Genomic DNA, 21,340 nt, shown 5'->3' with positions numbered 1-21,340 from the left:
AAGCGGAACCGGGAGGCGACCGAAACGCCCCGTCAGACTTCTTCGCGGCTGTCGATCCCGGTGTAGATGAACCACGCCGTCGTGTAGACGCCGACGAACAACAGGTAGCCGACGATCAGGCCGCCGAGCTGTCGGCTCGCGAGCCCGTCGGGGAGCGTCCGCGAGAGGATGCCGAGTGCGAGGACGAAGACGACGAGCGAGAACAGGCCCGAAAGGGCGTACACGCCGAGGTCCGAGGTGAGTCGATCGCGCACGCTCCGACCAACGGGGTCCCGTTACATACCCCCATCGGTCGCGCGCCGAGCCGCCGAGCCGCCGCGCCGCGGCGCGGCCGCGACCCGTCAGCGGCCCGCCACCGGCAGCCGCCGGACCGAGACCCGTTGCGCGGATTGCAACCCCTATATGCCCCCGGCCACACGTACCGGTATGAACGGGAACCGGTTCGGCCGACTCTTCCAGCTGACGACCTACGGCGAGAGCCACGGCGACGCGATGGGCGTCACCGTCTCCGGCGTGCCCGCGGGCGTCGAGCTCGACGAGGAGGCGATCCAGACGCAGCTCGACCGGCGCAAGCCGGGGCAGTCGATGATCACCACCTCGCGGGGCGAGCCCGACGAGGTCGTCGTCAACTCCGGCGTTCAGGACGGCTACACCACCGGGACGCCGATCGGCATGGTGATCCAGAACAAGGACGCGCGCTCGGGGAAGTACGAGCCGTACGTCACCGCGCCGCGCCCCTCGCACGGCGACTACACCTACTCCGCGAAGTTCGGCACGCGCAACTGGGGCGGCGGCGGGCGCTCCTCCGCCCGCGAGACCGTGAACTGGGTCGCGGCCGGCGCGGTCGCGGAACAGGTCCTCGACGCCTCCGAGTACGACGTGGAAATCAAGGGCCACGTCAACCGGATCGGCGACGTCGAGGCCGACGCGGTGAGCTTCGAGCAGCTGCTCGAACGCAGCGAGGAGAACGACGTGCGCTGCGCGGACCCCGAGGCCGCCGCCGAGATGCAGGAGCTGATCGAGGCGTACCAGGAGAAGGGCGATTCCATCGGCGGCTCGATCTACTTCGAGTGCCGCGGCGTCCCGCGCGGGCTCGGCGCCCCGCGGTTCGACGGGTTCCCGAGCCGGCTCGGGCAGGCGATGTTCTCGATTCCGGCCACGACCGGCGTCGAGTTCGGCCTCGGGAGAGACGCCGTCGACGTGACGGGCAGCGAGCGCAACGAGGACTGGACGTTCGACGACGGCGAGTCGTTCGACCACGTCGAGAGCGACGAGGGCGACCCGGTCCCAGAGGGGAACGACCACGGCGGGCTCCAGGGCGGGATCACCACGGGCGAACCCATCTACGGCGAGGCGACGTGGCACGCGCCCACCTCGATCCCCAAGAAGCAGCGCTCCGCCGACTGGGAGACGGGCGAGGAGAAGGAGATCCAGGTCGTCGGCCGCCACGACCCGGTCCTCCCGCCGCGGGCGGTCCCCGTCGTCGAGGCGATGCTCTACTGTACCGTCCTCGACTTCATGCTGCTCGCGGGCCGGATCAACCCCGACCGCGTCGACGGGAACCCCGGCGAGTACGACACCGACTACCACCCGAGCAGCCCGCGGAACGAGTGAGGACGGACCCCTCGCAGACCGGTCCTCCTACTCCCCGGGCGACCACTCGCAGGCGTTCCCCGCGGTGAGGTCGTTCTCGTCGACGTGCGCCGCGAGGCACGCGTAGTTACAGAAGTACGACGGCGAGCCGCAGCCGTCGTCGCAGTCGCGCACGCAGATCGGATCGTGGTCGAAGATCCGCGAGCCGCAGTACGCGCAGGTCTCGTCGCCCTCGGGCGTCGACACGGTCGTGGACATGGTCGGAGGCAGGGACTGGCGCGTTGAAAAGGCGTCGCGCGTCCGTGCGGCTCACACCACGACGACGGCGTCGACGACGACGAGCAGCACGAACCCCACGAGGAACGCCCCGGTCGCGGCGTCGGCGTGCCCGTGGCCGTGCGAGGAGGGGATCAGCTCCCGGAAGACGACCGCGAGCATCGCCCCGGCCGCGAACCCGGACGACAACGGGAACAGCCCGGACCCGAGCCCGACGAGCGAGTAGCCGAAGACGGACGCGACGACCTGCGGGACGACCCCCGAGAGGGTGGTGTACCAGACCACCCGGAGGTTCGACATGCCCGTCTCGGCCATCGGCACCGCGAACGCGAACCCGTCCGGGACGTTCTGGAGGCCGATCACGACCGCGAGCAACAGCGCCACCTCGTTCAGGCCGGACGCGAACGCGACGCCGATGGCGAGGCCTTCGGGCGCGTTGTGGAGGGTGATCGCCCCGCCGATGAGCAGCGCCTTCCGGAGCGACGACTCGCGCTCGGCGAGGATTCCTTTCTCCTCGTCGGTCGGTCCCTCGCCGGCGGCGCCGCTCCCTTCGGTCCCCTCGTCGGGCTCGACGAGCGAGTCTTCGGCCGGCGGCTCCATCACCGCGGCGTCGTCGGCGGTCGCGCCGCCCTCCGCGAACCACTCCCGATACTCGGCGTGGAGGTGCGGGATGAGGTAGTTCCCGCCGAGCAGCGCCCCGCCGCCGAGGAGGACCCCCGCCATCACCGCGCGGAGCGTCCCCTCCTCCATGCCGGGGATCACGAGGCCGAACACGCTGGCGGCGACCATCAGCCCGGCCGCCAGTCCGAGGGCGGCGTCGTAGACGCGATGCGTCACCCGGGCCCGGAAAAAGACGGGGAGCGCCCCGAGACCGGTCGCGAGCCCCGCGACGGTCGTCACGGAGAGGACCGATACGAGCGTCGTCATGCGGTCCGAAACCACGCACGAGCTGATAAAGGGCCGGGAAGCGGACGCGGGAGGTCGGCGGCCGTCGCCGGATCGCGGTCAGCGAACGACCACTCGCCGGAGGTCCCCCGCGTACGCACCGACCGCGACGGCGAGCGTCGCGACCGCACCCGCGGGGAGGACGGCGAACCAGCCGGCGGTCGCGCCGACGCCGAACCGGACGCCGAGCCCCGCCGCCACCCACAGCGTCGCGGCCGCCGCGAGCACGAGCAGGCCGCCCGTCACCCGGCGGTCCTCGCGTCCGATCGCGACCCCGCTCGTGGCGCTCCCGGTCGCGAGCAGGTGGAAGCCCACCGCGAGCGGCCACGCCCGGATCGACGGCGGGAGCCGTGCGAACGGCCGCGGCTGGTCGAGGAAGTACGCCCACACCGGATACCCGCCGACGCCGAGTCCCCCGGCGTCGCCGCCGAGCGTCACGAATCCCCAGAGGCTCACCAGCGTCGGGGTCGAGTCGCCGGGGACGACCGCCATCGGGACCGCGAGCAGCGCGGCGACGAGGAGCCACTCGGCGCGACTGCTGGTGGACGAAGACCCCGGTGCCGATTCCGACATCGACCCCGGTGCCGATTCCGACGCCGACGGAGACTCGGATGACGACTCCGACGCCGACTGCGGAGCGCGGTCCGGTTTCTCCATACGAACGGTTCGACGCCCGCAGGGAAGTATGGTCGGGGGTCAGCGGGCGCCGCTCGCCGCCCGTCAGGCGTAACCCGCCGCCGCCCGTACGGCGCGTGTGAACACCGACGACGGCGGCCACCACGACGCGGCGGTCGACGCGCTGGCGGTCCGGGAGTACGGGCGCGCGGGGAACCGCTACACCCGCGGCGGGCGACGCGTCCTCGCGGATCCCCGTCCGGACCGCGACCCCTTCGAACCGGACGAGAAGGGGTGGGTCGGCCAGGGGGTTCAGCAACTGCTCGCGGCGGCGGTCGCCTATCGCGTCGCCGGCGCCGAGGAACGCGCGACCCGACGCGCGGCCGAGGGGATCGCCGCAGCGCGCGACTTCGAGACCGTCCTCACCGACCCGGGACAGGGCGCCTGCCTCGCGGAGTTCGTGGCCGACTTCCGGGTCGCGGGCGGGCTCGGCGGCGCCGACGAGGCGTACGACGAAGCGGCCGAGCGGTACGCGGCCGCCGGCGCCGAGGTCGACTCCCCGCAGGCGCTCGCGACGACGCCGCTCTTCGAGGCCGCGGCCGCGACGATCAAGCAGGTCGCGCGGGGGCAGGCGGACGGCGAGATCGCGATCAAATGGGAGGACATCCACGGGGACGACCCGAGCCGCCCGGGCGAGTTCCTCGCGGGCCGCGCTCGGTTCAAGAGACAGCGCTTCGCCGGGCTCGTCGAGCGCGCGGTCGACGACGGTCACCTCGCGGCGCCCCGTGGGACGACCGAGTACGACAACGACAACCACCGGTGTCCGAACTGCGGGTCGAACCACGTGAACTGGGCCGGAACCGGGATCCTCTGCCTGCGGTGTTCGCGGCCGACCGAGCGCGTCTGACGGTCGTCAGAGCCGCCCACGGCGACGCGGCGGACGGTCCACTCCGGGATACCGGTTAGCTCAGCAGGCTCTCGCCGTCGAACTCGGTCTCGACCTCGACGTCCATCAGGTCGAGGACGGTCGGGGTCACGTCGAAGAGGTTCGCGTCGGACAGGTCGAGGTCGGGGTCGGTCGCGTACAGGAGCGAGTTCTCGAACTTGTGCATCCCGTTGCGCGGGCCCTCGGTGAAGACGGCCTCCTTCCCGCCGAAGCCGGACTTGAGGTCGAAGCCGTCCGCGGGGATGACGACCAGGTCGGGCGCGATGTCGTCGTGGTCGCCGTCGAAGACGGTCTCGCCTTTCACGATCCGCTTACACACCTGTCGGCCGTCGGGGCCGGTGAGCGATTCGAGGTCGTCGATGAGTTCCTCGCGCGTCGCCTCGTACTCGGACTCCGGGACGACGCCGTCCGGCTCTCGCCCCTCGAGGTTGAGGTAGAATCGCCCGGGAATGAGCGAGTACGCGCGCGTCTCGTCGTCGATGTCCGTCAGCGAGTCGTGGTCGTCGTCCTCGTAGGAGAGCCACCCCTCGTCGGCGAGGAACTGGTTGCAGTTCGCCTCCCAGTTCAGTTCGGTGAACCCGTGGTCGGAGGCGACGATCAGGGTAGTGTCGTCGTCGAGCGAGTCGCGGATGTCGCCGATGTACCCGTCGAGCTTCCGGTAGAACTCGAGGAACTCCGCGGCGTACTCGCCGTCGTTTACGTAGTCACCGAACAGGAAGTGGTTCACGCGGTCGGTACTCATGAAGACGCCGAAGAAGAGGTCCCAGTCGTCTTCCGCCAGGTAGTGGGAGAAGGCCTCGTACCGGGCGTCGAGGGTCGCGTGGGCGTTCTCGACGAACTCGGTCTTGTCGTCGTCGTGGCCGAGCTTGGCGTTGACATCGATCCGGTAGTCGAAGCCGTCGAGCGTCTCCCGGACCGACTCGTCGCTCGCGGCCGACTCCAGGTCGGGCGAGAGGAAGCCGGAGGCCATCCGCTGGATCCGCGTCGACGGCGGGAACGTAACGGGGACGTTGAGGACGGTCGCGTCGCGGCCGGCGTCGGTGACGCGGTCCCACAGCCGTGTCGCCTTCACGTGGCGCCCGAGCGGGACGTACGTCTCGTAAGAGTCGCGCTCCCGGTCCTGAAACCCGTATACGCCCGTCGCGCCGGGGTTCACGCCGGTCGTGAGGCTCGGCCAGCAGGCGCTCGACTCCGGCGGCACGATGCTCTCCAGTCGCCCCCCGGAGCCCGCCGCCGCGATGTCGGTCAGGTTCTCGAAGACGTCAGGGTGGTCCTCGACGAGGTCGAGCGGTACGCCGTCGATGCCGAGGAAGACGACGCGCCCGTCGTCCTCGCCGCGGAGCCGGTCGAACAGACCCATGTCCGGTGCTTCCGCGGCGCCCGGCATATCCCTTGTGTTCCGCGGGACGGCGGCGACCGCCCCGGTCGGCGCTCCCTCCGGGCGACCGCGATTCAGAAAGCCTATTCGTCTCGGCGGCGACGGCTACGCCGTATGAGCGACGACTTCCCGGCGAGCGTCGACGTCGATTACACCGACGGCGAGGGGGAGACCCCCGACGACTACCCGTCGATCCAGCACAAGATCGAGAAGGCGGTCGAGGTCACCCGCCGCGGCCTCGAACAGTACGACAACCCGGCGGTGATGTGGACCGGCGGGAAAGACTCCACGCTGACGCTGTACTTCATCAACCAGGTCGCCGAGGAGTACGGCTACGAGAAGCCGACCGCGGTGTTCATCGACCACTTCCAGCACTTCGACGACATCACCGACTTCGTCGAGCACTGGGCCGACGAGTGGGAGATCGACCTCGTCTACGCCCGCAACGAGGACGTGGGCGCCTACGTCGACGAGCACGGCCTGGAGCCGGGCGACGACATTCCCGTCGACGCGCTCTCGGAGCACAATCAGCACCACATCCGAGAGATCCTGGAATTCGAGGAGGACTCGTTTCCGTTCCTGCTCGACACGTACGTCGGGAACCACCTGCTGAAGACGGTCGCGCTCAACGACGCCCTCGAGGAACACGACATCGACGGCGTCATCTCCGGCGTCCGCTGGGACGAACAGGAGGCCCGCGCCGACGAGACGTTCTTCTCGCCGCGCCACGACCCCGACCTGTTCCCGCCGCACGACCGCATCCAGCCCATCCTCCAGTTCGCCGAGGCGGACGTGTGGGAGGCCTTCTGGAACTTCGTCGTGCCGGACACCGTCGAGGCGTTCCCCGACGAGGGGTACATCCCGCAGGCCGACGACGACCTCCCCGAGGGCGTCAGTCGGGAGGACGTCCCGATCTCGCCGAAGTACTTCGCCGGGTTCCGCTCGCTCGGCAGCGAGGTCAGTACGGAAAAAACGACCGAGGAGCCCGCGTGGCTCCAGAACCTCGAGGACACGACTGAGCGCGCCGGCCGCGCCCAGGACAAGGAGGACCTGATGGAGCGCCTGCGCGACCTCGGCTACATGTGATCGACGGCGGGAACTAACTCGCCGTCCGCCGTTTCCGCGACCGACCCTTCTGAGCGACTCGTTACCGGTCGTCGTCGGCGTCGACCGAACCGACCGACGCGGTGAAACCCACCTCCCGGAGTCGCTCCGCGAGCGGGAGGCCGATCCCCGACGCCGGCGTCAACACGCCGCCGTCGAACGGGGAGTCGACCTCGTCGCGCGCCAGGCAGACGGCCGACTCGCCGAGCATCCGCGCGGTCGCGCCGTACCCCGGATCGCGGTCGGCGCCGAACTCGGCCTCGACGGTGAACGGGCCGTCGGGACCCGTCCCGCGGCCGCGGAGGCCGATCCGGAAGTGGCCGGCCTCCGCCTCCTCCCGCGTCGGCCCCTCGCCCGGGTCCGGGAAGACGTGGCGGCGGAGCGCCGACCGAATCGGGCCGACGGACATCGCGGCGGTGAACAGGCCGAGGCCGCCGGCGACGAGCCCCGCGGTCGCGGCGCCGACCGGCCCGTCGCCGGTCGGGACCACCTCGCTACACCGGAACTCCCGACCCCACGGGTAGCCGAGGAGCGCGTTGCTCCGGCGCACCACGCGCTCGTTCACCGGGGCCATCGGCGAGGGGGCGCTCCACCCGCCTCGAAGCGCGTCTCGCTGCGGCCACCGCTGTTCGCCGGGGTCGACGCCGCGCCGCTCGCCCCGCGGCGCCAGCGAGTAGGGGTTCCGGAGCGCCTCCCGCGCGAGCGGGTCGGTCGCGGCCGCCGCGAACAGCTCGCCGGCGCTCGCGAGCGTCCCGCCGCTGACGCTCCCGCTGCCGCCGTCGAGGTAGATCCGGACCGTCTCGCAGGGCGCGCCGTGCGTCTCCCCCGCGAACGACTGGACGAGTAGGGTACCGAGGTCGGCCGGGACGGAGTCGAACCCGCAGCTGTGGACGATCCGAGCGCCCACGTCGACCGCGGGCTCGTGGAACCGGTCAATCGACTCGCGCACCCAGTTCACCTCGCCCGTGAGGTCGCAGTAGTCGGTGCCGGTCTCGACGCACGCCTCGACCAGCGGCGTCCCGAGTCGGGTGTACGGGCCGACCGTCGTACACACCACCCGAGCGCCCTCGGCGACGGCTCGCAGGCTCTCGGGGTCGGTCGCGTCGCCGACGACGACCGGAACCTCGTCCCGCGCGTCGCCGCGACGGGCGAGGTCGGCGGCGAGCGCGTCGAGCTGCTCCCGGTCTCGCCCCCCGATCGCCAGCGCGAGCTCGTCCGGGCCGTACCGCTCGGCCAGGTACTCGGCCGCGAACCGTCCCGCCACTCCGGTCGCGCCCCACACCACGACGTCGTGCGTCCGGTCTGCGTCGCTCATTCTCGTCTCCACTACGCGGCGAGGGCGGTAAACGGGCGGGTTCGCTCCGCGAGCGACGGCGCCCAGCCGCGCGGTACCTCTTTACCTCGGGAGCCGTAACCGAACACATGGCCGTTGGCACCAGTTTATCGTTGCGGCTCGCCGACTTCGGCACCCGTTCGCTCGTCACGCACAGCCTCATGGTAGTGGGATTCGTCGGGGCGGTGTACGCGGGGCTGTTCGTCGAGGGGCAGATCGGGACCGTCTCGATGGCGGCGTTCATCAACTTCACCGCCGGACTGTGGATCTCGCAGTCGATCCACTCGCTCGGCAACGCCGCCACCGACGACGAGTATCAGGGCGTCCTCAAGGAGATTCTGAACCGTGTCTAGCGAGCCCGGGATCGACGCGGCGCGATTCGGGCGGATACTCGCGCTCATCGGCTTCGTCACGACCGTCTTCCTGTTCCTCACGGCGCAGCGACTGTCGGGTAACGCCCTGCGTATCGGCGTCGTCGCGATCGGGATGGTCGGGCTGATCACCGCGATCATCGGCTTCCTCGTCGCCGCCGGCAGCGCCGTCGAGGCGTCCTGACGCCGATCGGTCGGTGGGAGCGCCCCGCAGTTGGATACGTCCGGAGCAGGTGGACGTGTCGTCCCGAGCACGTTTCCGTAGAGTGGCGCACGGTCTAGGCGACGTCTTCGGCGAGGCGTTATGTCGATTCACGAAGGAAAACTACTACTGGCGTGACTATCCCCGTGGTTTCGACGCCGAACGTACTCGGCGGGAAACCCAGGGCGGAGGGGACGCGCGTCGGCGTCCACCAGGTAGGGTCGCTGGTCCACGAGCACGGCCGGTCGAGGGCGGCCGTCACCGAGGAGTTCGGCCTGACGGCCGATGAGGTCGACGCCGCTATCGAGTACTACGAGTCGAATCCCGACGAGACAGAAGCGATCGCAGCGGAGGCGAACGCGACTCGCGACCGACTGACAGACGTGAGCCGCGCACCGTAGTGATGCGGCTCCTCTGCGACCAGAACGTCGCACGTCGGTATATCGACGCCCGTATCGAAGCGCCAGACCTTCGAGCAGTCACTGTCCGTGATGCGCTCGATCCTCGTGCGACCGATCCCGACATCGCGGCGTACGCTCGCGAAAACGAATACGTCGTGTTGACCGCAGACGAGGACTTCTTCGAGTTGTCGGAACGGTGTGGCTGTCTGTATTTCCACTAACTCGATCAGCCGCCTGTCGGCGATGTGCTAACTGCTATCCGGCTGATCGATGACGCGCACGACGACCATACCGGGATCGCCGAGGTCGTCCCGGACGGGTGGGCCTGAGCTACTTGTACGATTCGCACACCATCTCGACGCCCTCTTCGAAGGAGATCTCGGGCTCCCAGCCGGTCGCCTCGTGGAACGTCGAGTAGTCGGCCATCGTGTCGTGGACGTAGCCGTCGAACGGGCACTCGATGTAGACGGGGTCGACGTCCGTGCCGAGCGCGTCGTTGATCAGGTCGACCATCTCGTTGAACGAGTACGCCTCCTGGGTGCCGACGTTGTAGACGCCCGTGAGCTCGTGGTCGGCCGCGAGCTCGCAGGCGCGGGCCACGTCCGAGACGTGCGTGAAGTCGCGCGTCTGGGTGCCGTCGCCGAACAGCTCGGGTGCTTCGCCGTTCGCGATCTTGTCCGCGAACTGCGCGACCGTGTTCGCGTACTCGCCCTTGTGCTCCTCGTTGCCGCCGAAGCCCTGATACACCGAAAAGAAGCGGAGGCCGGCCATCGCCATGTCGTGGTGGTTGGCGTAGTACTCGGCGTAGCGCTCGCGCGCGAGCTTCGAGGCCTCGTAGGCGGTGTGGGCCTCCACGTCCATGTCGACGGGGGAGGGCTCGGTACGGCTCCCGTAGATCGAGGAGGTCGAGGCGTACACCACGGTGTCACAGCCCGCTTTCCGGGCGCGCTCGACGGTGTTGACGAACCCCTCGACGTTGACGCGACAGCCGCGCTGGGGGTCGCTCTCGTGCATGTTCCGCGAGGAGAGCGCGGCGAGGTGGAAGACGACGTCGACGTCGACCGGGAAGTCGTCGTCGACGACGGAGGCCTCGACGAACTCGACGTCGTCGTCGAGGTTCTCGGGCGTCCCGAGGTAGGTGTCGTCGACGGCGATCACGTCGTTGTCGCCTGCGAGGCGGTTCGCGAGGTTCGAGCCGATGAACCCGGCCCCGCCCGTGACGAGGACGCGTTTGTCCTGCATATCTCGTTCTCGTCGGGGCGTCGGGATTATCGTGTCGGTTCGGCGTCGGCAGGGGGTCCGAGAGCTATCACCGGCGGAACTCACACTGGACTCGTGAAGCGTATCGAAGTCACCGACGAGGAGTACCGACGGCTCGATCGCGAGAGGGCCGATCGGAGTTTCAGCGAGGCGATCGCAGACGCGCTGGACAGCGGTGGGAGCCTCGCAGGCGTGACCGGGCGGCAGCCACTCGACCCGGAATCGGCTGTTCCGTTTGAGGTCGACACAGAGCGACCCGGCGACGGTCGCTCCGATTCGGAGGAGACCTGACCGAAACCGCAGCGGTCGCGACGGGTGGCCGACTGCTATCCCGAATCGTCTTTGCGGAGGCCGGCAATGAGCAGGTATGTTCGGAACCAGCGGCGTTCGCGGGCCGGTCGGCGAGACGGTGACCGCGGACCTCGCGCTCGACGTGGGGCGCGCGCTCGCGACGGACGGCGCGGCGACGGTCGTGGTGGGGCGCGACGCTCGCGACAGCGGGCGGATGCTCGCTCGGGCGCTCCTCGCCGGGCTCACCGAGTGCGGGGCCGACGTCGTCGACGTCGGCGTCGAGGCGACGCCCACGGTGGCGCGGGCGGTCGTCCGCGAGGGCGCCGACGCCGGCGTCGTCGTCACCGCCTCGCACAACCCGGCGCCCGACAACGGGATCAAGCTCTGGGCGGCCGACGGGCGCGCGTTCGACGAGGAACGCAACGACCGGATTACCGAAATCGTCGAGACGGAGTCGTTCGACTTCGCGGGCCACGACGCGATCGGCACGGTCGAGCGGCGCGACGCGGTCGCGGGCGGCGACGCCCGACGCCTTCACGAGCGTGCGCTCCGCGAGACCGTCCCGCTCCCGGACGACCTCTCGGTCGTCGTCGACCTCGGCAACGGGGTCGGCCGCGTCACCGCCGACGCGCTCCACGCCGCCGGCTGCGACGTCGAGACGCTCAACGGCCAGCGCGACGGCCGGTTCCCCGGCCGCCCGAGCGAGCCGACCGCGGCGAACTGCGAGACCGCCTGCGAGGTCGTGGCGGCGACCGACGCCGACCTGGGACTCGTCCACGACGGCGACGCCGACCGCATGATGGCGATCGACGAGCGCGGGCGGTTCGTCTCCGGCGACGCGCTGCTCGCGCTGTTCGCGCGGCGCGAGGCCGGTCCGGGCGACCGCGTGGCGGTCCCGGTCGACACGAGCCTCCTCGTCGCGGACGCGCTCGCGGCGGTCAACGCAGACGTGACCTACACGCCCGTCGGTGACGCGTTCGTCGCCGCGGAGGCGTCGAAGCCGGGCGTCGCCTTCGGCGGCGAGCCGAGCGGCGCGTGGATCTGGCCCGAGCGGACGCTCTGTCCCGACGGCCCGCTCGCGGCCTGCGTGTTGACCGCGCTCGTTGACGCGGAGGGGTCGCTCGCGGCGCTCGTCGACGACCTCCCCGACTACCCGATCCGGCGCGACTCGGTGCGGACCGAGGCGAAGCGAGCGATCGTCGAGCGCGTCGGCGAGGTCGCGGTCGCGGAGTACGACGACGTCTCGACGCTCGACGGGATCCGCGTGGAGACGGAGGCTGGCTGGTTCCTCGTGCGCGCCAGCGGGACGGAGCCGCTCGTCCGGATCACGGCCGAAGCGCGCGAGGCGGACGACACCGACGCGCTCTTCGAGACCGCGCGAGACCTCGTCGAGCGGGCCGCTGCGGACGCGTCTTAGGCGGGGCGGTCCGACTCGTCGTGGCGTCGTTCCACGCGCTCGGCGACCCAGTCGAGAACCGAAAACAGGACGTCGAGGTGGTGGTCGCCGAGCGGTGACGGTTCGACGCCGTTCGCGTCCGGCGGCGGGTGGAAGTGGTTCCTCGTCGCGTCGGTCTTCGGGTGGCGGTCCCAACGGCACTGGAACCGAGACGGGCTCCGTTCTTCGACGTAATGAAAGTAGTAGTCGCCCGTCACGAACCAGTGGACGTCGATCCGGGCGGCGTCGACGGCGGACGGATACGCGGTCGCGTCCAGCGTGAGCACCAGCGATCGGGGAGCGATCCGATCCGGCTCGAACCGCCAGGACTCGACTAGCGGGTGTGTCTCCGCCCGGGGCCCGATGGTTTCCATCGTCGTCCGGTCGAGCCGACCGCTGTCTGCCGCGGTCTCGGCGTCGTCGTCATCGTCCGACATGTGGCTCGGGACGCCTCAGGCCGACGCGCCGAGATCGGTCTCGTCGCGGCCGCGCGCCTGGGCCCGCGAGACGGCTCGCTGGAGGAGTTCGATGTCGTGCCGCACCGTGCGCCACCGCGACAGCGACTCGAGCCGGTCGTGGACCGCCGCGTGGTCGCCGCCTTCGACCGGCGCGACCGAGACGGCGTCCGGGTCCGGAACGCCGAACGACTCCTGAAGGTCGGCGTCCTCCGCGAGGAGGTCGTCTAAGCGCTCGCGGAGCGCCGCGGCGGTGTGGTCGTCGGCCAGCGTCTCGACGCGCTTCCACTCGAAGTACGACTCGTTGCGGCGGTACTCGGCGGGACGACTCCCGCGCCGGTCGACGATGCCCAGCTCGGCCAGCTGAGTGAGCGCGTTTCGCGCGCCGTCGGGCGAACACGCCGCGCGATCGGCGACCTCGCTCGCCGACGCGGGTTCGGTCACGCCGGTCATCACGTCGTACACCCGCTGAAACGTGGTCCGGTCGTCTTTCCATCGACGCCGGGCCTCGCGGTCTCCGTGCGACGACGAGTCGGCGGCGGTGTCGTTCGACATACCATCTAGTCGCGGTGTAAGAGACATATATCTTTGGTAGCAGAGATATAACAACTATTACTATGTATTCGGCCCCGGCGACCGCACCGACCGCAGCGGCTAAACCCCGCCCCGCCGTCGGCCCGTCCATGTACGGAGTCGTGCTCGCGGCCGGCCGCGGGACCCGGATGCGACCGCTGACGGACCGACGCCCGAAACCGCTCCTCCCGGTCGGAGATCGGTCGCTGCTGGAACGGGTGTTCGACACGGCCCGAGAGGTGGTCGACGAGTTCGTCGTCGTGACCGGATACCGCGGCGAGGAAATCCGCGAGGCGATCGGCGAGACGTACCGCGACCGGCCGGTCCACTTCGTCGAGCAGGCGGAGGCGCTGGGCACCGCCCACGCCGTGGCGCAGGCGGAACCCGTCGTCGACGACGACTTCCTCGTGCTCAACGGCGACGTGGTCGTGGACGCGTCGCTCCCGCGGGCGCTCGCGGAGGTGGGCGGGACGGCCGTCGCCGCCACCGAGGTTCCGGACCCGCGGGCGTACGGCGTGCTCTCGACCGCGGCCGACGGGTCGCTCGCGGGGATCGTCGAGAAGCCCGACGACCCGCCGACGAACCTCGCGAACGTCGGCTGTTACGCGTTCGAGCCGGAGGTGTTCGAGTACATCGACCGCACGCCCGAGAGCGAGCGCGGCGAGTACGAGATCACGACGACGATCGACCTCCTGCTCGGCGACGGCCGGCGGATCGACGTGGCGCGGTACGACGGCACCTGGCTCGACGTGGGCCGACCGTGGGAACTCCTCGAAGCGAACGAGCTGGCGCTCGACGAACTCGACGACGAGCGTGAGCTCGCCGGGACCGTCGAGGAGGACGTTCACCTTCACGGGCCGGTCATCGTCGAGGAGGGAGCGCGGGTCCGCTCGGGCGCCTACGTCGAGGGGCCGGCGCTGATCCGCGAGGGCGCAGACGTGGGGCCGAACGCCTATATTCGCGGCCCGACCGTCGTGGGCCCCGACGCCCACGTCGGCCACTCGGTCGAGGTGAAGAACTCGGTGCTGATGGCCGACGCCTCGGTCGGCCACCTCTCGTACGTCGGCGACTCCGTGCTCGGTCGGGGGGTGAACTTCGGCGCGGGGACGAACGTCGCGAACCTCCGGCACGACGGCGAGAACGTCCGACTGACCGTGAAGGGCGACCGCGTCGACACCGGTCGCCGGAAGCTCGGCGCGATCGTCGGCGACGGCGCGAAGACCGGGATTAACACCTCGCTGAACGCCGGTGTCGTGCTGGGCGCCGACGAGACGACCGGTCCCGGCGAGGCGCTGACGCGCGACCGGCTCTCGGAGTAGCGTGCGGGCGACGCCGGAGTGGGCTCAGTCCCCTCGCCGCGCGTACCGGTCGAAGACGTCGGCGACCGCGTCGGCCGACTCCTTGAGCCGCTCCGTGTACGCCGGTCGATCCCACGTCGGCGGGACGAACTCGAGAGATCGTAGGGCGCCGTCCGACCCGCCCGGGACCGCGTGGGCGAGGTTCGTCGCGGCGTCGAGCGGTCGCGCCGTCCCGCCGTCGGCCGTCCCGTCGGCGGGGACGTACGAGGCCGCGGCGACGTCGATCGACTCGAACGTCTCGTAGGCGTCGAGCCCCTCCGTCCAGAAGTCGCCGAGCCGGCGCCGGCGGCTCGGGTCGGCGACGTTGAGCAGCGCCCACGGGAGGCGGACCTCGATCGCGTCGTTCGACGGCGAGACGTGGACGTCGGCGAGCGAGTCGTAGTCCGGCGACTCGGGGTTGCCGTTCCCGTATCTGAGCCGCCCCGTCTCCACCGACTCGAACGGGACGTACTCGTCCGTCACCGGCACGGTGTAGCCGCGGTTGATCACCAGCCGCAGCGGCGCGAACTCGCCGGGCTCCGGGTCCCGGTAGCGGTCGAGGTCGAGGCCCGCCCCGGCGCCGTACTCGTACGCGAAGGCGTCGTAGCGCGGGTGGACGGTCACCCGGGAGCGGTCCGGGCCGCCGAGGCGGACGACGAAGTCGGCGGGCGCCGCCGCGCCGGCCTCGTACGGGAGCGGCCGCGCGCCGGAGTCGGTCGTCCCGAGCGCGAGGAGGTAGTTGGTCGCGTCCCAGTCCGGCCCACCGTCGAGGTCCGCGAGTTCGAGCCGGACGTTGAGGTACGCCGCATCGCTCGCGACGCGGACCGCCGTCAGTTCGTGCGCCGCGTCCGCACCGTCTCCGAGCCGGAGCGGGTCGCGATCGGGCGTCGCGGCGGTCGCGTCCGCCCACGCCCCCGGGGATCCGTCGAGCGGCACCGCGTCGGCCGGGTCGAAGGCGAGCAGCCCGAACCGCTGTTCCGGGGTCTGGACGTTCGACCAGAACGGGCGGCGGTTCGGGTCCGAGAAGGGGGCGAGGTTCCACGTCCGCTTGAACCACTCGTCGTGCCAGCTGAAGACGACGCCCCCCGCCGTGTCAGCCTCCCGGATGTCCTCGTACATCGCGGCGAGTATCTCGCCCTGCTCGGCCTCGGTGTGTCGCCCCTGATCGCGGCCGTGAACGTCTCGCTGGGCTATCCCGCGGGAGGACGGAACACCGAACTCCGCGACGAGCAGCGGGTGGTCCGTCGCGTCGACGAGGTCGTTCAGGTAGCCCGCGTAGCTGTTCGGCTCGCCGCGGTGGTCGACGTAGTTCACGTACTCGGGGGTCTCGTTCAACAGCGGCGGGTAGTACGGGTAGACGTGGTACGCCGCGAACGTCCCAGCGTCGTACGCGTCGGTCGCGACGACGGCGTCGGGGTCGACGGAGACCGCGTCCTCGTTGACGAACGGCTCGTACGGGTGCTCCAGCGGGTCGGTAGTCACCCAGTTGGTGAACGCCGCCGGGCGCCGGGCGTCGTACTCGCTCGCCTCGTACGCGACGGCGGCGTCGAGGCGGGCGGCGAGCCACGCCTCGAACGGGGGCGCGTCCGGCGCGGCGAGGAACTCCCCGTCGTAGCCGGTCGCGTCGTTCGTCCGGTTCGTCTCTCGGACGACCGCCGGCGGCCACTCGATGCCGACGACGTACCCGAGGACGGCGTCGCTGACGTCCGCGTCGTAGGTGCCGCTCGCGTACCCGGGCTCGGGTTCGATCGTCGTCGCGCCGTGGACGGCGTCGACGACCTGTCGCATCGAGCGGTCGAACTCGGCCGACAGCGAGGACGCGTCGCCGGCTTCCCGGAGCGTCTCCTCGCCGATCCAGTTGCCGTGGAGGACGTAGATCGGCTCGGCGTGCGACCGATTGTACGCCGCGAGCGCCCGGTAAAACGCGGGCGGATGGACGGTGTACACCCGGACGACGTTGACGCGCAACTCGCCCATCATCCCGAGCCAGCGGTCGTACTCCGCGCGGGTGATCGCCGCCTCGCCGGGAAACCGGCCGGGCTTGGCCATCCCGAGGTTCACGCCGCGGACCGAGACGGGAACGAACTCGCCGTCGTCGACCGCGACCTCGAAGCCGTCGTCGCCGACGCGGAACCGGCGGTCCGGCCCCTCGCCCGCGCCGGGACCGTCGCCTCCGGACCCGTCGGCGTCGCCGCGGAGGCCGCAGCCGGCGGTCCCGACCGCTCCCGCCACCCCAACCCGACCCAGAAACCGGCGTCTGCGCACAACGTCGCGTACGGGGGGAGACGGTTAAGCCTATTTCTCGGACGGAGCGACCGTGCGAACCAAACTCACGCTTTTATCAGATGGCCGCCCCTACCGCCGGTAACGGCCTGATTATTCACCATGTCACGCGACACGGTCCGTTCGGACCCCTTCAAGAGCCTGTTACAGCTGACCTCGAGCGACCTCGACACCGACGAGCGGCTCCGTAAGGCGATCGACGTCGGTCGGGAGTACCTCGGCGTCGACAACGGCGTGCTCTCGTACACCGGCGACGGCCGGTACGAGGTGGTCGAGACGAACATCGAAAGCGGCCCGTATGCGCAGGGCGGCGTCGTCGATCTCGACGGGACGTGGTGTCGCCACGTCGTCGAGAGCGGCGAGCCGCTCGGCTTCGCGGAGGCGGCCGACAGCGAGTACCGCGACGACGTCGCCCTGGAGACGACCGGGCTCCACTGCTACGTCGGCGCCGCCGTCGACATCGACGGCGAGATGTACGGGACGCTGTGTTTCTCCGACGCTGAGCCGCGCGACGACCCGATCACGGACGCGGAGCGCGGCCTCGTCTCGATACTCGCGGAGTGGGTGGGCAGCGAGCTGGAGCGGCAGAAACACTACGCCGAGCTTCGCGAGCAGAACGAGCGGCTCGACGAGTTCGCCGGCATCGTGGCTCACGACCTCCGGAACCCCCTGTCGGGGGCGATCGGGTTCACCGAGCTCGCACAGGACCACGTCAGCGGGCAGGTGTCGGAGTTCCTCGACCGCGTCCAGGGCGCGCTCGGCCGCATGGAGTCGATGATCGCCGAGTGCCTGATGCTGGCGAAGGAAGGGACGGACGTGGGCGAGCGCACGCAGGTGGACCTCGAAAGAGTCGTCCGCGACGCGTGGGACACGGTCCGGACCCGGAACGCGACCCTGTCGGTCGAGGTCGAAGCTGGGACGACCGTCCTCGCCGACGAGATGCGGCTCCAACGGCTCTTCGAGAACCTGTTCCGCAACTGCGTCGAACACGGCGGGCCGGACGTCGCGGTGACGGTGACCGGCGACTCGCACGGCTTCGCCGTCAGCGACGACGGGCCGGGACTCCCCGCGGACGTCGAACACGCGCTCACCGCGGCCGACGCGGACAACATCAAATCGTTCGGACTCGGTCTGTTGGTCGTCCAGCGCGTGATCTCGGGGCACGGTTGGGACCTCGCCGTCGACAGCGACGCGGACGGAACCCGCTTCGTCGTGAGCGACGTCAACGCCGCCGAACCGGTCCACGAGGCGCTGGCCGCGGACTGATCGCCCCCGGGCTAATCGGTCGGGTCGGCCGCGTCGGTCGGGTCGGCCGCGTCGGTCGGGTCGGCCGCGTCGGTCGGGTCGGCCGCGTCGGTCGGGTCGACCGCGTCGACCACCCAGACGAACCCCTCGTCCCCGGCGCCGACCGCGGCGTCGCGGGTCCACACGAAGCCGCCGTCGCCCGCGCCGAGCGTCGGGTCGGTCGTCCAGACGAAGCCTCCGTCGCCGACGCCCCGGGAGAAGTCCATCGTCGCGGCGAACCGCACGCTCCCGTCGTCGTCGGCCGCGAGGACGAAGCCGCCGTCGCCCGCGCCGAGCGTCGGGTCGGTCACCCAGACGAATCCCCCGTCACCGTCGCCCGCGGAGAAGTCGGTCGTCCAGACGAACCCCCCGTCGCCAACGCCGACGGCCAGGTCCGCGACCGACGCGAACGCGCCGGGCTGCCCGTCGCTCGCGATGCGGTCGAGCCACCGGAGCCCGTCGGTGCCGGGCTCGTCGACGAGCCGGTCTACCCAGACGAAGCCGCCGTCGCCCGCGTCCTCGCGGTCGTCCGTGGCCACGCCGGCTGCGGCCGCCGGGCCGGCGCCGCCGCCGGCCGCCGCGGCTTCGGTCGCTGCGTCGCCGAACCCCCGCCGCTCCATGACGCCCCACGACTGCTCGCCGCGGAGGAACTCGATCAGGCCGTGCCAGGCGACGACCGTCTTCCACTGGCGGTAGCCGAAGTTCTCTAAGACGCCGTACCAGAGCAGCCTGACGGCGTCCCACGGCGACTCGTAGCGGTTGTAGCTCCACACCTCGCTGAACACGCCGAACCACGAGAGGAACACGCCGGCCCCGACGGTGAGAAGCAGGAACGTCAGGAAGAACTCGACGTTGAGGATGCCGAGGTACCAGCCGATCGGGAGCAACACGTAGCCGAACCCCTCGATGAGTGGCCCGAGCGCCTCCGCCGCGGTGAAGAACGGGAGCACGACCGTCCCGACGCGACCGTAGCGCCGGCGGAAGAAGAGGCCGCGACTCGCGATCACCGTCTCCAACATCCCGCGGTACCAGCGGCGCCGCTGGCGGCCCAGCGACCGCAGCGTCTCCGGTACCTCCGTCCACGCGACGGGCTCGGGGACGAACTCGATCCGGTAGTCGACATCGTTGTCCGAGAGGTGTTCGTGGAGGCGGACGACCACGTCGAAGTCCTCGGTGATCGTGTCGTGGCGGTAGCCGCCGATCTCGCGGACGCGGTCGGTCCGGAACACGCCGAACGCGCCGGAGATGAGGATCAGCCCCTTGAGCCGGGCGAGCCCGAGCCTCCCCGAGTAGAACGCGCGCAGGTACTCCATCACCTGGACCCCCGCGAGGCCGGTCTTCGGGAGGTTGACCTCCTTGACCTGCCCGTCCTGAACGACGCAGTTGTTGGCTACCCGGATGGTCCCGCCGCTGGCGACTGTCCGAGAGGGCTCCTCGAGGAACGGCGCGACGACGTCGAGGAGCGCGTCGCGGTCGATCACGGTGTCGGCGTCGACCGCGCAGAACAGCTCCTTGTCGGTGAGCCAGACGCCGGCGTTGAGCGCGTCGCTTTTGCCGCCGTTCTCCTTGTCGACGACCAGCAGGTTCTCGTGGGTCGCCGAGCGGTACACCCCGCGGATCGGCTCCGAGGGCACGTCGTAGGGGACCTCGGCGTCGACTGGCCGCAGCCCGAACGCGTCTTCGAGCCGCTCGAGGGTGGCGTCCGACGAGCCGTCGTTGACGACGACGATCTCCTGGTCCGGATAGTTGAGTGCCAGCATCGAGCGCACGCTCTCGACGATGTTGGCCGCCTCGTTGTACGCCGGCACGACCATCGCGACGCCCGGGTAGAACGGGCTGTCGAACGCGCGGAACGACGGGTTCCACGCCGACTCGCGGACGTTGTCGCGGAGCTGGAACAGCGCGAGCACGTGGATCAGCAGGTAGCCGACGTTGATCAGCAAGTAGTAGGTGACGATGAACACGCCCGACCCGACGACGAGCGTCGTCCCGACGCTCTCCAGCGTCGTCATCCGCGCACCTCGTCGTACAGCCGCTCGCGGTCCCGGGAAATGTCGCGAGCCAGCCGGTCGAAGCGGGCGTGTTCGGCCGCCCAGTCCCACGCGACACCGAAGGGAGGCCACTCCGTAGCGGGCACCCCCCCGTCACCGGGGCGAACCGGGGCGTCGGCCGTCCGGTCGGTAGCCCGTGGCGGATCGATCGCCGCGGGCGCGGCGTCCGGGCCGCGCTGGGCGACCAGCGTCTCGGCCGCGGCGACCTGCGCGCGTGGGTCCGGGTCAATCGTCCCGGCGGCTTCGAGCGCCCCGAGCGCCGCCGCATCGCCCCACGCGCCGAGGGCCCGATAGGCGTCGGCGCGGACCGCCGGCGCCGGCTCGGCCTGAATCGCGTCGAGGTCGACCGCGTCGCGGAGCCGTCGGTTCCACCCGTACGCGCCCAGCGCCCGCCACGCGGCCGCCCGCACGCTCGGATCCGGGTTCGACAGCGCCGCGACGACCCACGAGAGGTCGGCGCCGCCGACAACGGTGGTGAGGTGGCGGACGACGAGCAGCGCCTGTCGCTGGAGCGCCGGCGGCCACGCCGCGAAGTCGGTTGCCGCCCGCTCGAAGAACGGGTTCGGGTCGCGCTCGGCGACGCGGTACAGCGTGTCGACGCCGAACACCGAGAACGGCTCGGGATCGTCGCGGAGCAGGAGGTCGACGCCGGTCGTCGCGCAGTCGTCCGTTCCGGCCGCGTACAGTACCCGGGCGGCCGCGGCGCGCTCGCGCGGCGTCTCGGTACAGCGCGTCCTGAGTAGGTCGCGGTCGGGGGCGTCGCGCAGCAGCGCGAGCCAGACGAGGGCGTGGCTGCGGTCCCAGTAGCCGCCGTCCGCGACGTGGCGGCGCGACCGCTCGCCGATGCCGAGCGCGCGGCCGAGCCCGGCCAGTTGCTCGGCGTCGCGGCCGTCGAGCTCGCGGAGATACACGTCGAGGACGGATTCGAGCTCGTCGCGCTCGGCCGCCGAGAGGCCGGCGACCCACGCGTCCCACGCGGGCTCGTCGCGCCCGTAGAGCCGGTCGAGCAGCTCGCCGCGGAGCGCGGCGCGCATCGGGTCCCGGCGCCGACGCCGGCGGGCCGCGAGGATCGAGTAACCGACGGTCACGAGCCCCGTCGCAAGCAGCAGCGATCCCAACACGACGACGGCGAACGCGAGCACCTGCGATTGGGGGCCCGTAACCGGGCCGTAAGCCGATGCTACCGTGAGCGGGGCCGCGAGCGGCA

Annotated in this window: 22 protein-coding genes; 10 read left to right on the top strand and 12 right to left on the bottom strand. The window is 70.9% G+C overall.

Going from position 1 to position 21,340, the window contains the following annotated elements; genetic code table 11:
• Nucleotides 1-32: 32 nt before the first annotated feature.
• A complete protein-coding gene (locus BM286_RS10810; protein ID WP_092921938.1) occupies nucleotides 33-254 on the bottom strand; it encodes a hypothetical protein in 222 nt (73 codons plus the stop codon).
• Nucleotides 255-426: 172 nt separating this feature from the next.
• Between BM286_RS10810 and aroC the strand changes: the two genes are divergently transcribed.
• The gene (gene aroC / locus BM286_RS10805; protein ID WP_092921935.1) at nucleotides 427-1,614 is read left to right on the top strand and encodes a chorismate synthase; all 1,188 of its coding nucleotides are present in this window, start codon (nucleotides 427-429) and stop codon (nucleotides 1,612-1,614) included.
• Between the two features lie 27 nt (nucleotides 1,615-1,641).
• On the opposite strand, the gene BM286_RS10800 is transcribed toward aroC, so the two are convergent.
• The 3 genes from BM286_RS10800 to BM286_RS10790 all read right to left on the bottom strand — a co-directional run bounded on the left by BM286_RS10800 (nucleotide 1,642) and on the right by BM286_RS10790 (nucleotide 3,471).
• On the bottom strand, nucleotides 1,642-1,851 hold the full coding sequence (locus tag BM286_RS10800) for a hypothetical protein (RefSeq protein ID WP_092921933.1): 210 nt from the start codon (nucleotides 1,849-1,851) through the stop codon (nucleotides 1,642-1,644).
• Nucleotides 1,852-1,902: 51 nt separating this feature from the next.
• Entirely contained in the window at nucleotides 1,903-2,796 is an 894-nt protein-coding gene (locus tag BM286_RS10795) for a ZIP family metal transporter (RefSeq protein WP_092921931.1), read from the bottom strand.
• 78 nt (nucleotides 2,797-2,874) lie between these two features.
• On the bottom strand, nucleotides 2,875-3,471 hold the full coding sequence (locus tag BM286_RS10790; protein ID WP_092921929.1) for a TIGR04206 family protein: 597 nt from the start codon (nucleotides 3,469-3,471) through the stop codon (nucleotides 2,875-2,877).
• A gap of 97 nt (nucleotides 3,472-3,568) precedes the next feature.
• Between BM286_RS10790 and BM286_RS10785 the strand changes: the two genes are divergently transcribed.
• On the top strand, nucleotides 3,569-4,336 hold the full coding sequence (locus BM286_RS10785) for a hypothetical protein (protein WP_092921926.1): 768 nt from the start codon (nucleotides 3,569-3,571) through the stop codon (nucleotides 4,334-4,336).
• A gap of 55 nt (nucleotides 4,337-4,391) precedes the next feature.
• On the opposite strand, the gene BM286_RS10780 is transcribed toward BM286_RS10785, so the two are convergent.
• Nucleotides 4,392-5,735: an alkaline phosphatase family protein gene (locus BM286_RS10780; protein WP_092921924.1), complete on the bottom strand. Its 1,344-nt coding sequence runs from the start codon at nucleotides 5,733-5,735 to the stop codon at nucleotides 4,392-4,394.
• A gap of 132 nt (nucleotides 5,736-5,867) precedes the next feature.
• Between BM286_RS10780 and BM286_RS10775 the strand changes: the two genes are divergently transcribed.
• Nucleotides 5,868-6,839 (top strand): phosphoadenosine phosphosulfate reductase family protein, encoded by a 972-nt coding sequence (locus BM286_RS10775; protein WP_092921922.1) that lies wholly within the window; start codon nucleotides 5,868-5,870, stop codon nucleotides 6,837-6,839.
• A gap of 61 nt (nucleotides 6,840-6,900) precedes the next feature.
• Here the strand turns inward: BM286_RS10775 and BM286_RS10770 are convergent, their stop codons facing one another.
• Nucleotides 6,901-8,172, bottom strand: a complete 1,272-nt coding sequence (locus tag BM286_RS10770) for a saccharopine dehydrogenase family protein (RefSeq protein WP_092921920.1) — start codon at nucleotides 8,170-8,172, stop codon at nucleotides 6,901-6,903.
• A 107-nt stretch (nucleotides 8,173-8,279) separates the two neighbouring features.
• On the opposite strand from BM286_RS10770, the gene BM286_RS10765 reads away from it, so the two are divergent.
• The 4 genes from BM286_RS10765 to BM286_RS10750 all read left to right on the top strand — a co-directional run bounded on the left by BM286_RS10765 (nucleotide 8,280) and on the right by BM286_RS10750 (nucleotide 9,385).
• Nucleotides 8,280-8,543 carry a hypothetical protein gene (locus BM286_RS10765; protein WP_092921918.1) on the top strand — a complete coding sequence of 88 codons (264 nt, stop codon included), beginning with the start codon at nucleotides 8,280-8,282 and terminating at the stop codon, nucleotides 8,541-8,543.
• Nucleotides 8,536-8,745 (top strand): hypothetical protein, encoded by a 210-nt coding sequence (locus BM286_RS10760; RefSeq protein WP_092921916.1) that lies wholly within the window; start codon nucleotides 8,536-8,538, stop codon nucleotides 8,743-8,745. The genes BM286_RS10765 and BM286_RS10760 overlap by 8 nt, the downstream gene beginning before the upstream one ends.
• A 152-nt stretch (nucleotides 8,746-8,897) precedes the next feature.
• Entirely contained in the window at nucleotides 8,898-9,164 is a 267-nt protein-coding gene (locus BM286_RS10755) for a DUF433 domain-containing protein (RefSeq protein ID WP_092921914.1), read from the top strand.
• Nucleotides 9,165-9,166: 2 nt separating this feature from the next.
• Nucleotides 9,167-9,385 (top strand): DUF5615 family PIN-like protein, encoded by a 219-nt coding sequence (locus tag BM286_RS10750; protein ID WP_241988348.1) that lies wholly within the window; start codon nucleotides 9,167-9,169, stop codon nucleotides 9,383-9,385.
• 109 nt (nucleotides 9,386-9,494) lie between these two features.
• On the opposite strand, the gene BM286_RS10745 is transcribed toward BM286_RS10750, so the two are convergent.
• Nucleotides 9,495-10,406 (bottom strand): NAD-dependent epimerase/dehydratase family protein, encoded by a 912-nt coding sequence (locus BM286_RS10745; RefSeq protein WP_092921912.1) that lies wholly within the window; start codon nucleotides 10,404-10,406, stop codon nucleotides 9,495-9,497.
• A gap of 385 nt (nucleotides 10,407-10,791) precedes the next feature.
• Here BM286_RS10745 and glmM point away from each other — a divergent pair, with 385 nt between their 5' ends.
• The gene (glmM, locus tag BM286_RS10735; protein WP_092921908.1) at nucleotides 10,792-12,132 is read left to right on the top strand and encodes a phosphoglucosamine mutase; all 1,341 of its coding nucleotides are present in this window, start codon (nucleotides 10,792-10,794) and stop codon (nucleotides 12,130-12,132) included.
• Here the strand turns inward: glmM and BM286_RS10730 are convergent.
• Together BM286_RS10730 and BM286_RS10725 are read right to left on the bottom strand one after the other, a co-directional pair.
• On the bottom strand, nucleotides 12,129-12,587 hold the full coding sequence (locus tag BM286_RS10730; RefSeq protein ID WP_092921905.1) for a hypothetical protein: 459 nt from the start codon (nucleotides 12,585-12,587) through the stop codon (nucleotides 12,129-12,131). The genes glmM and BM286_RS10730 overlap by 4 nt on opposite strands.
• A gap of 15 nt (nucleotides 12,588-12,602) precedes the next feature.
• A complete protein-coding gene (locus tag BM286_RS10725) occupies nucleotides 12,603-13,160 on the bottom strand; it encodes a DUF7342 family protein (RefSeq protein ID WP_092921903.1) in 558 nt (185 codons plus the stop codon).
• 128 nt (nucleotides 13,161-13,288) lie between these two features.
• Between BM286_RS10725 and glmU the strand changes: the two genes are divergently transcribed.
• Nucleotides 13,289-14,497, top strand: coding sequence for a bifunctional sugar-1-phosphate nucleotidylyltransferase/acetyltransferase (glmU, locus tag BM286_RS10720; RefSeq protein WP_092921901.1), 1,209 nt, complete (start codon nucleotides 13,289-13,291; stop codon nucleotides 14,495-14,497).
• 24 nt (nucleotides 14,498-14,521) lie between these two features.
• Here the strand turns inward: glmU and BM286_RS10715 are convergent, their stop codons facing one another.
• Nucleotides 14,522-16,747, bottom strand: a complete 2,226-nt coding sequence (locus tag BM286_RS10715; RefSeq protein ID WP_092921899.1) for a hypothetical protein — start codon at nucleotides 16,745-16,747, stop codon at nucleotides 14,522-14,524.
• A 153-nt stretch (nucleotides 16,748-16,900) separates the two neighbouring features.
• Between BM286_RS10715 and BM286_RS10710 the strand changes: the two genes are divergently transcribed.
• Nucleotides 16,901-18,064, top strand: coding sequence for a GAF domain-containing sensor histidine kinase (locus BM286_RS10710; RefSeq protein WP_174549004.1), 1,164 nt, complete (start codon nucleotides 16,901-16,903; stop codon nucleotides 18,062-18,064).
• Nucleotides 18,065-18,075: 11 nt separating this feature from the next.
• Here the strand turns inward: BM286_RS10710 and BM286_RS10705 are convergent, their stop codons facing one another.
• Both BM286_RS10705 and BM286_RS10700 read right to left on the bottom strand, forming a co-directional pair.
• Nucleotides 18,076-20,094: a glycosyltransferase family 2 protein gene (locus BM286_RS10705; protein WP_245779345.1), complete on the bottom strand. Its 2,019-nt coding sequence runs from the start codon at nucleotides 20,092-20,094 to the stop codon at nucleotides 18,076-18,078.
• The gene (locus BM286_RS10700; protein ID WP_092923224.1) at nucleotides 20,091-21,167 is read right to left on the bottom strand and encodes a HEAT repeat domain-containing protein; all 1,077 of its coding nucleotides are present in this window, start codon (nucleotides 21,165-21,167) and stop codon (nucleotides 20,091-20,093) included. The genes BM286_RS10705 and BM286_RS10700 overlap by 4 nt, the downstream gene beginning before the upstream one ends.
• Between the last annotated feature and the right edge of the window lie 173 nt (nucleotides 21,168-21,340).

The sequence above is a fragment of the Halorubrum sodomense genome (assembly GCF_900111935.1).
GTDB classification, from domain to species: domain Archaea; phylum Halobacteriota; class Halobacteria; order Halobacteriales; family Haloferacaceae; genus Halorubrum; species Halorubrum sodomense.
This window is presented reverse-complemented; position numbering and strand designations above follow the sequence as displayed.

Excerpts from the sequence above, each read along its gene's own strand:
- aroC (WP_092921935.1), top strand. The coding sequence starts at position 427 with ATGAACGGGAACCGGTTCGGCCGACTCTTCCAGCTGACGACCTACGGC.
- BM286_RS10800 (WP_092921933.1), bottom strand. The coding sequence starts at position 1,851 with ATGTCCACGACCGTGTCGACGCCCGAGGGCGACGAGACCTGCGCGTAC.
- BM286_RS10795 (WP_092921931.1), bottom strand. The coding sequence starts at position 2,796 with ATGACGACGCTCGTATCGGTCCTCTCCGTGACGACCGTCGCGGGGCTC.
- BM286_RS10790 (WP_092921929.1), bottom strand. The coding sequence starts at position 3,471 with ATGGAGAAACCGGACCGCGCTCCGCAGTCGGCGTCGGAGTCGTCATCC.
- BM286_RS10780 (WP_092921924.1), bottom strand. The coding sequence starts at position 5,735 with ATGGGTCTGTTCGACCGGCTCCGCGGCGAGGACGACGGGCGCGTCGTC.
- BM286_RS10775 (WP_092921922.1), top strand. The coding sequence starts at position 5,868 with ATGAGCGACGACTTCCCGGCGAGCGTCGACGTCGATTACACCGACGGC.
- BM286_RS10770 (WP_092921920.1), bottom strand. The coding sequence starts at position 8,172 with ATGAGCGACGCAGACCGGACGCACGACGTCGTGGTGTGGGGCGCGACC.
- BM286_RS10765 (WP_092921918.1), top strand. The coding sequence starts at position 8,280 with ATGGCCGTTGGCACCAGTTTATCGTTGCGGCTCGCCGACTTCGGCACC.
- BM286_RS10750 (WP_241988348.1), top strand. The coding sequence starts at position 9,167 with ATGCGGCTCCTCTGCGACCAGAACGTCGCACGTCGGTATATCGACGCC.
- BM286_RS10745 (WP_092921912.1), bottom strand. The coding sequence starts at position 10,406 with ATGCAGGACAAACGCGTCCTCGTCACGGGCGGGGCCGGGTTCATCGGC.
- glmM (WP_092921908.1), top strand. The coding sequence starts at position 10,792 with ATGTTCGGAACCAGCGGCGTTCGCGGGCCGGTCGGCGAGACGGTGACC.
- BM286_RS10730 (WP_092921905.1), bottom strand. The coding sequence starts at position 12,587 with ATGTCGGACGATGACGACGACGCCGAGACCGCGGCAGACAGCGGTCGG.
- BM286_RS10725 (WP_092921903.1), bottom strand. The coding sequence starts at position 13,160 with ATGTCGAACGACACCGCCGCCGACTCGTCGTCGCACGGAGACCGCGAG.
- glmU (WP_092921901.1), top strand. The coding sequence starts at position 13,289 with ATGTACGGAGTCGTGCTCGCGGCCGGCCGCGGGACCCGGATGCGACCG.
- BM286_RS10710 (WP_174549004.1), top strand. The coding sequence starts at position 16,901 with ATGTCACGCGACACGGTCCGTTCGGACCCCTTCAAGAGCCTGTTACAG.
- BM286_RS10705 (WP_245779345.1), bottom strand. The coding sequence starts at position 20,094 with ATGACGACGCTGGAGAGCGTCGGGACGACGCTCGTCGTCGGGTCGGGC.
- BM286_RS10700 (WP_092923224.1), bottom strand. The coding sequence starts at position 21,167 with ATGCGCGCCGCGCTCCGCGGCGAGCTGCTCGACCGGCTCTACGGGCGC.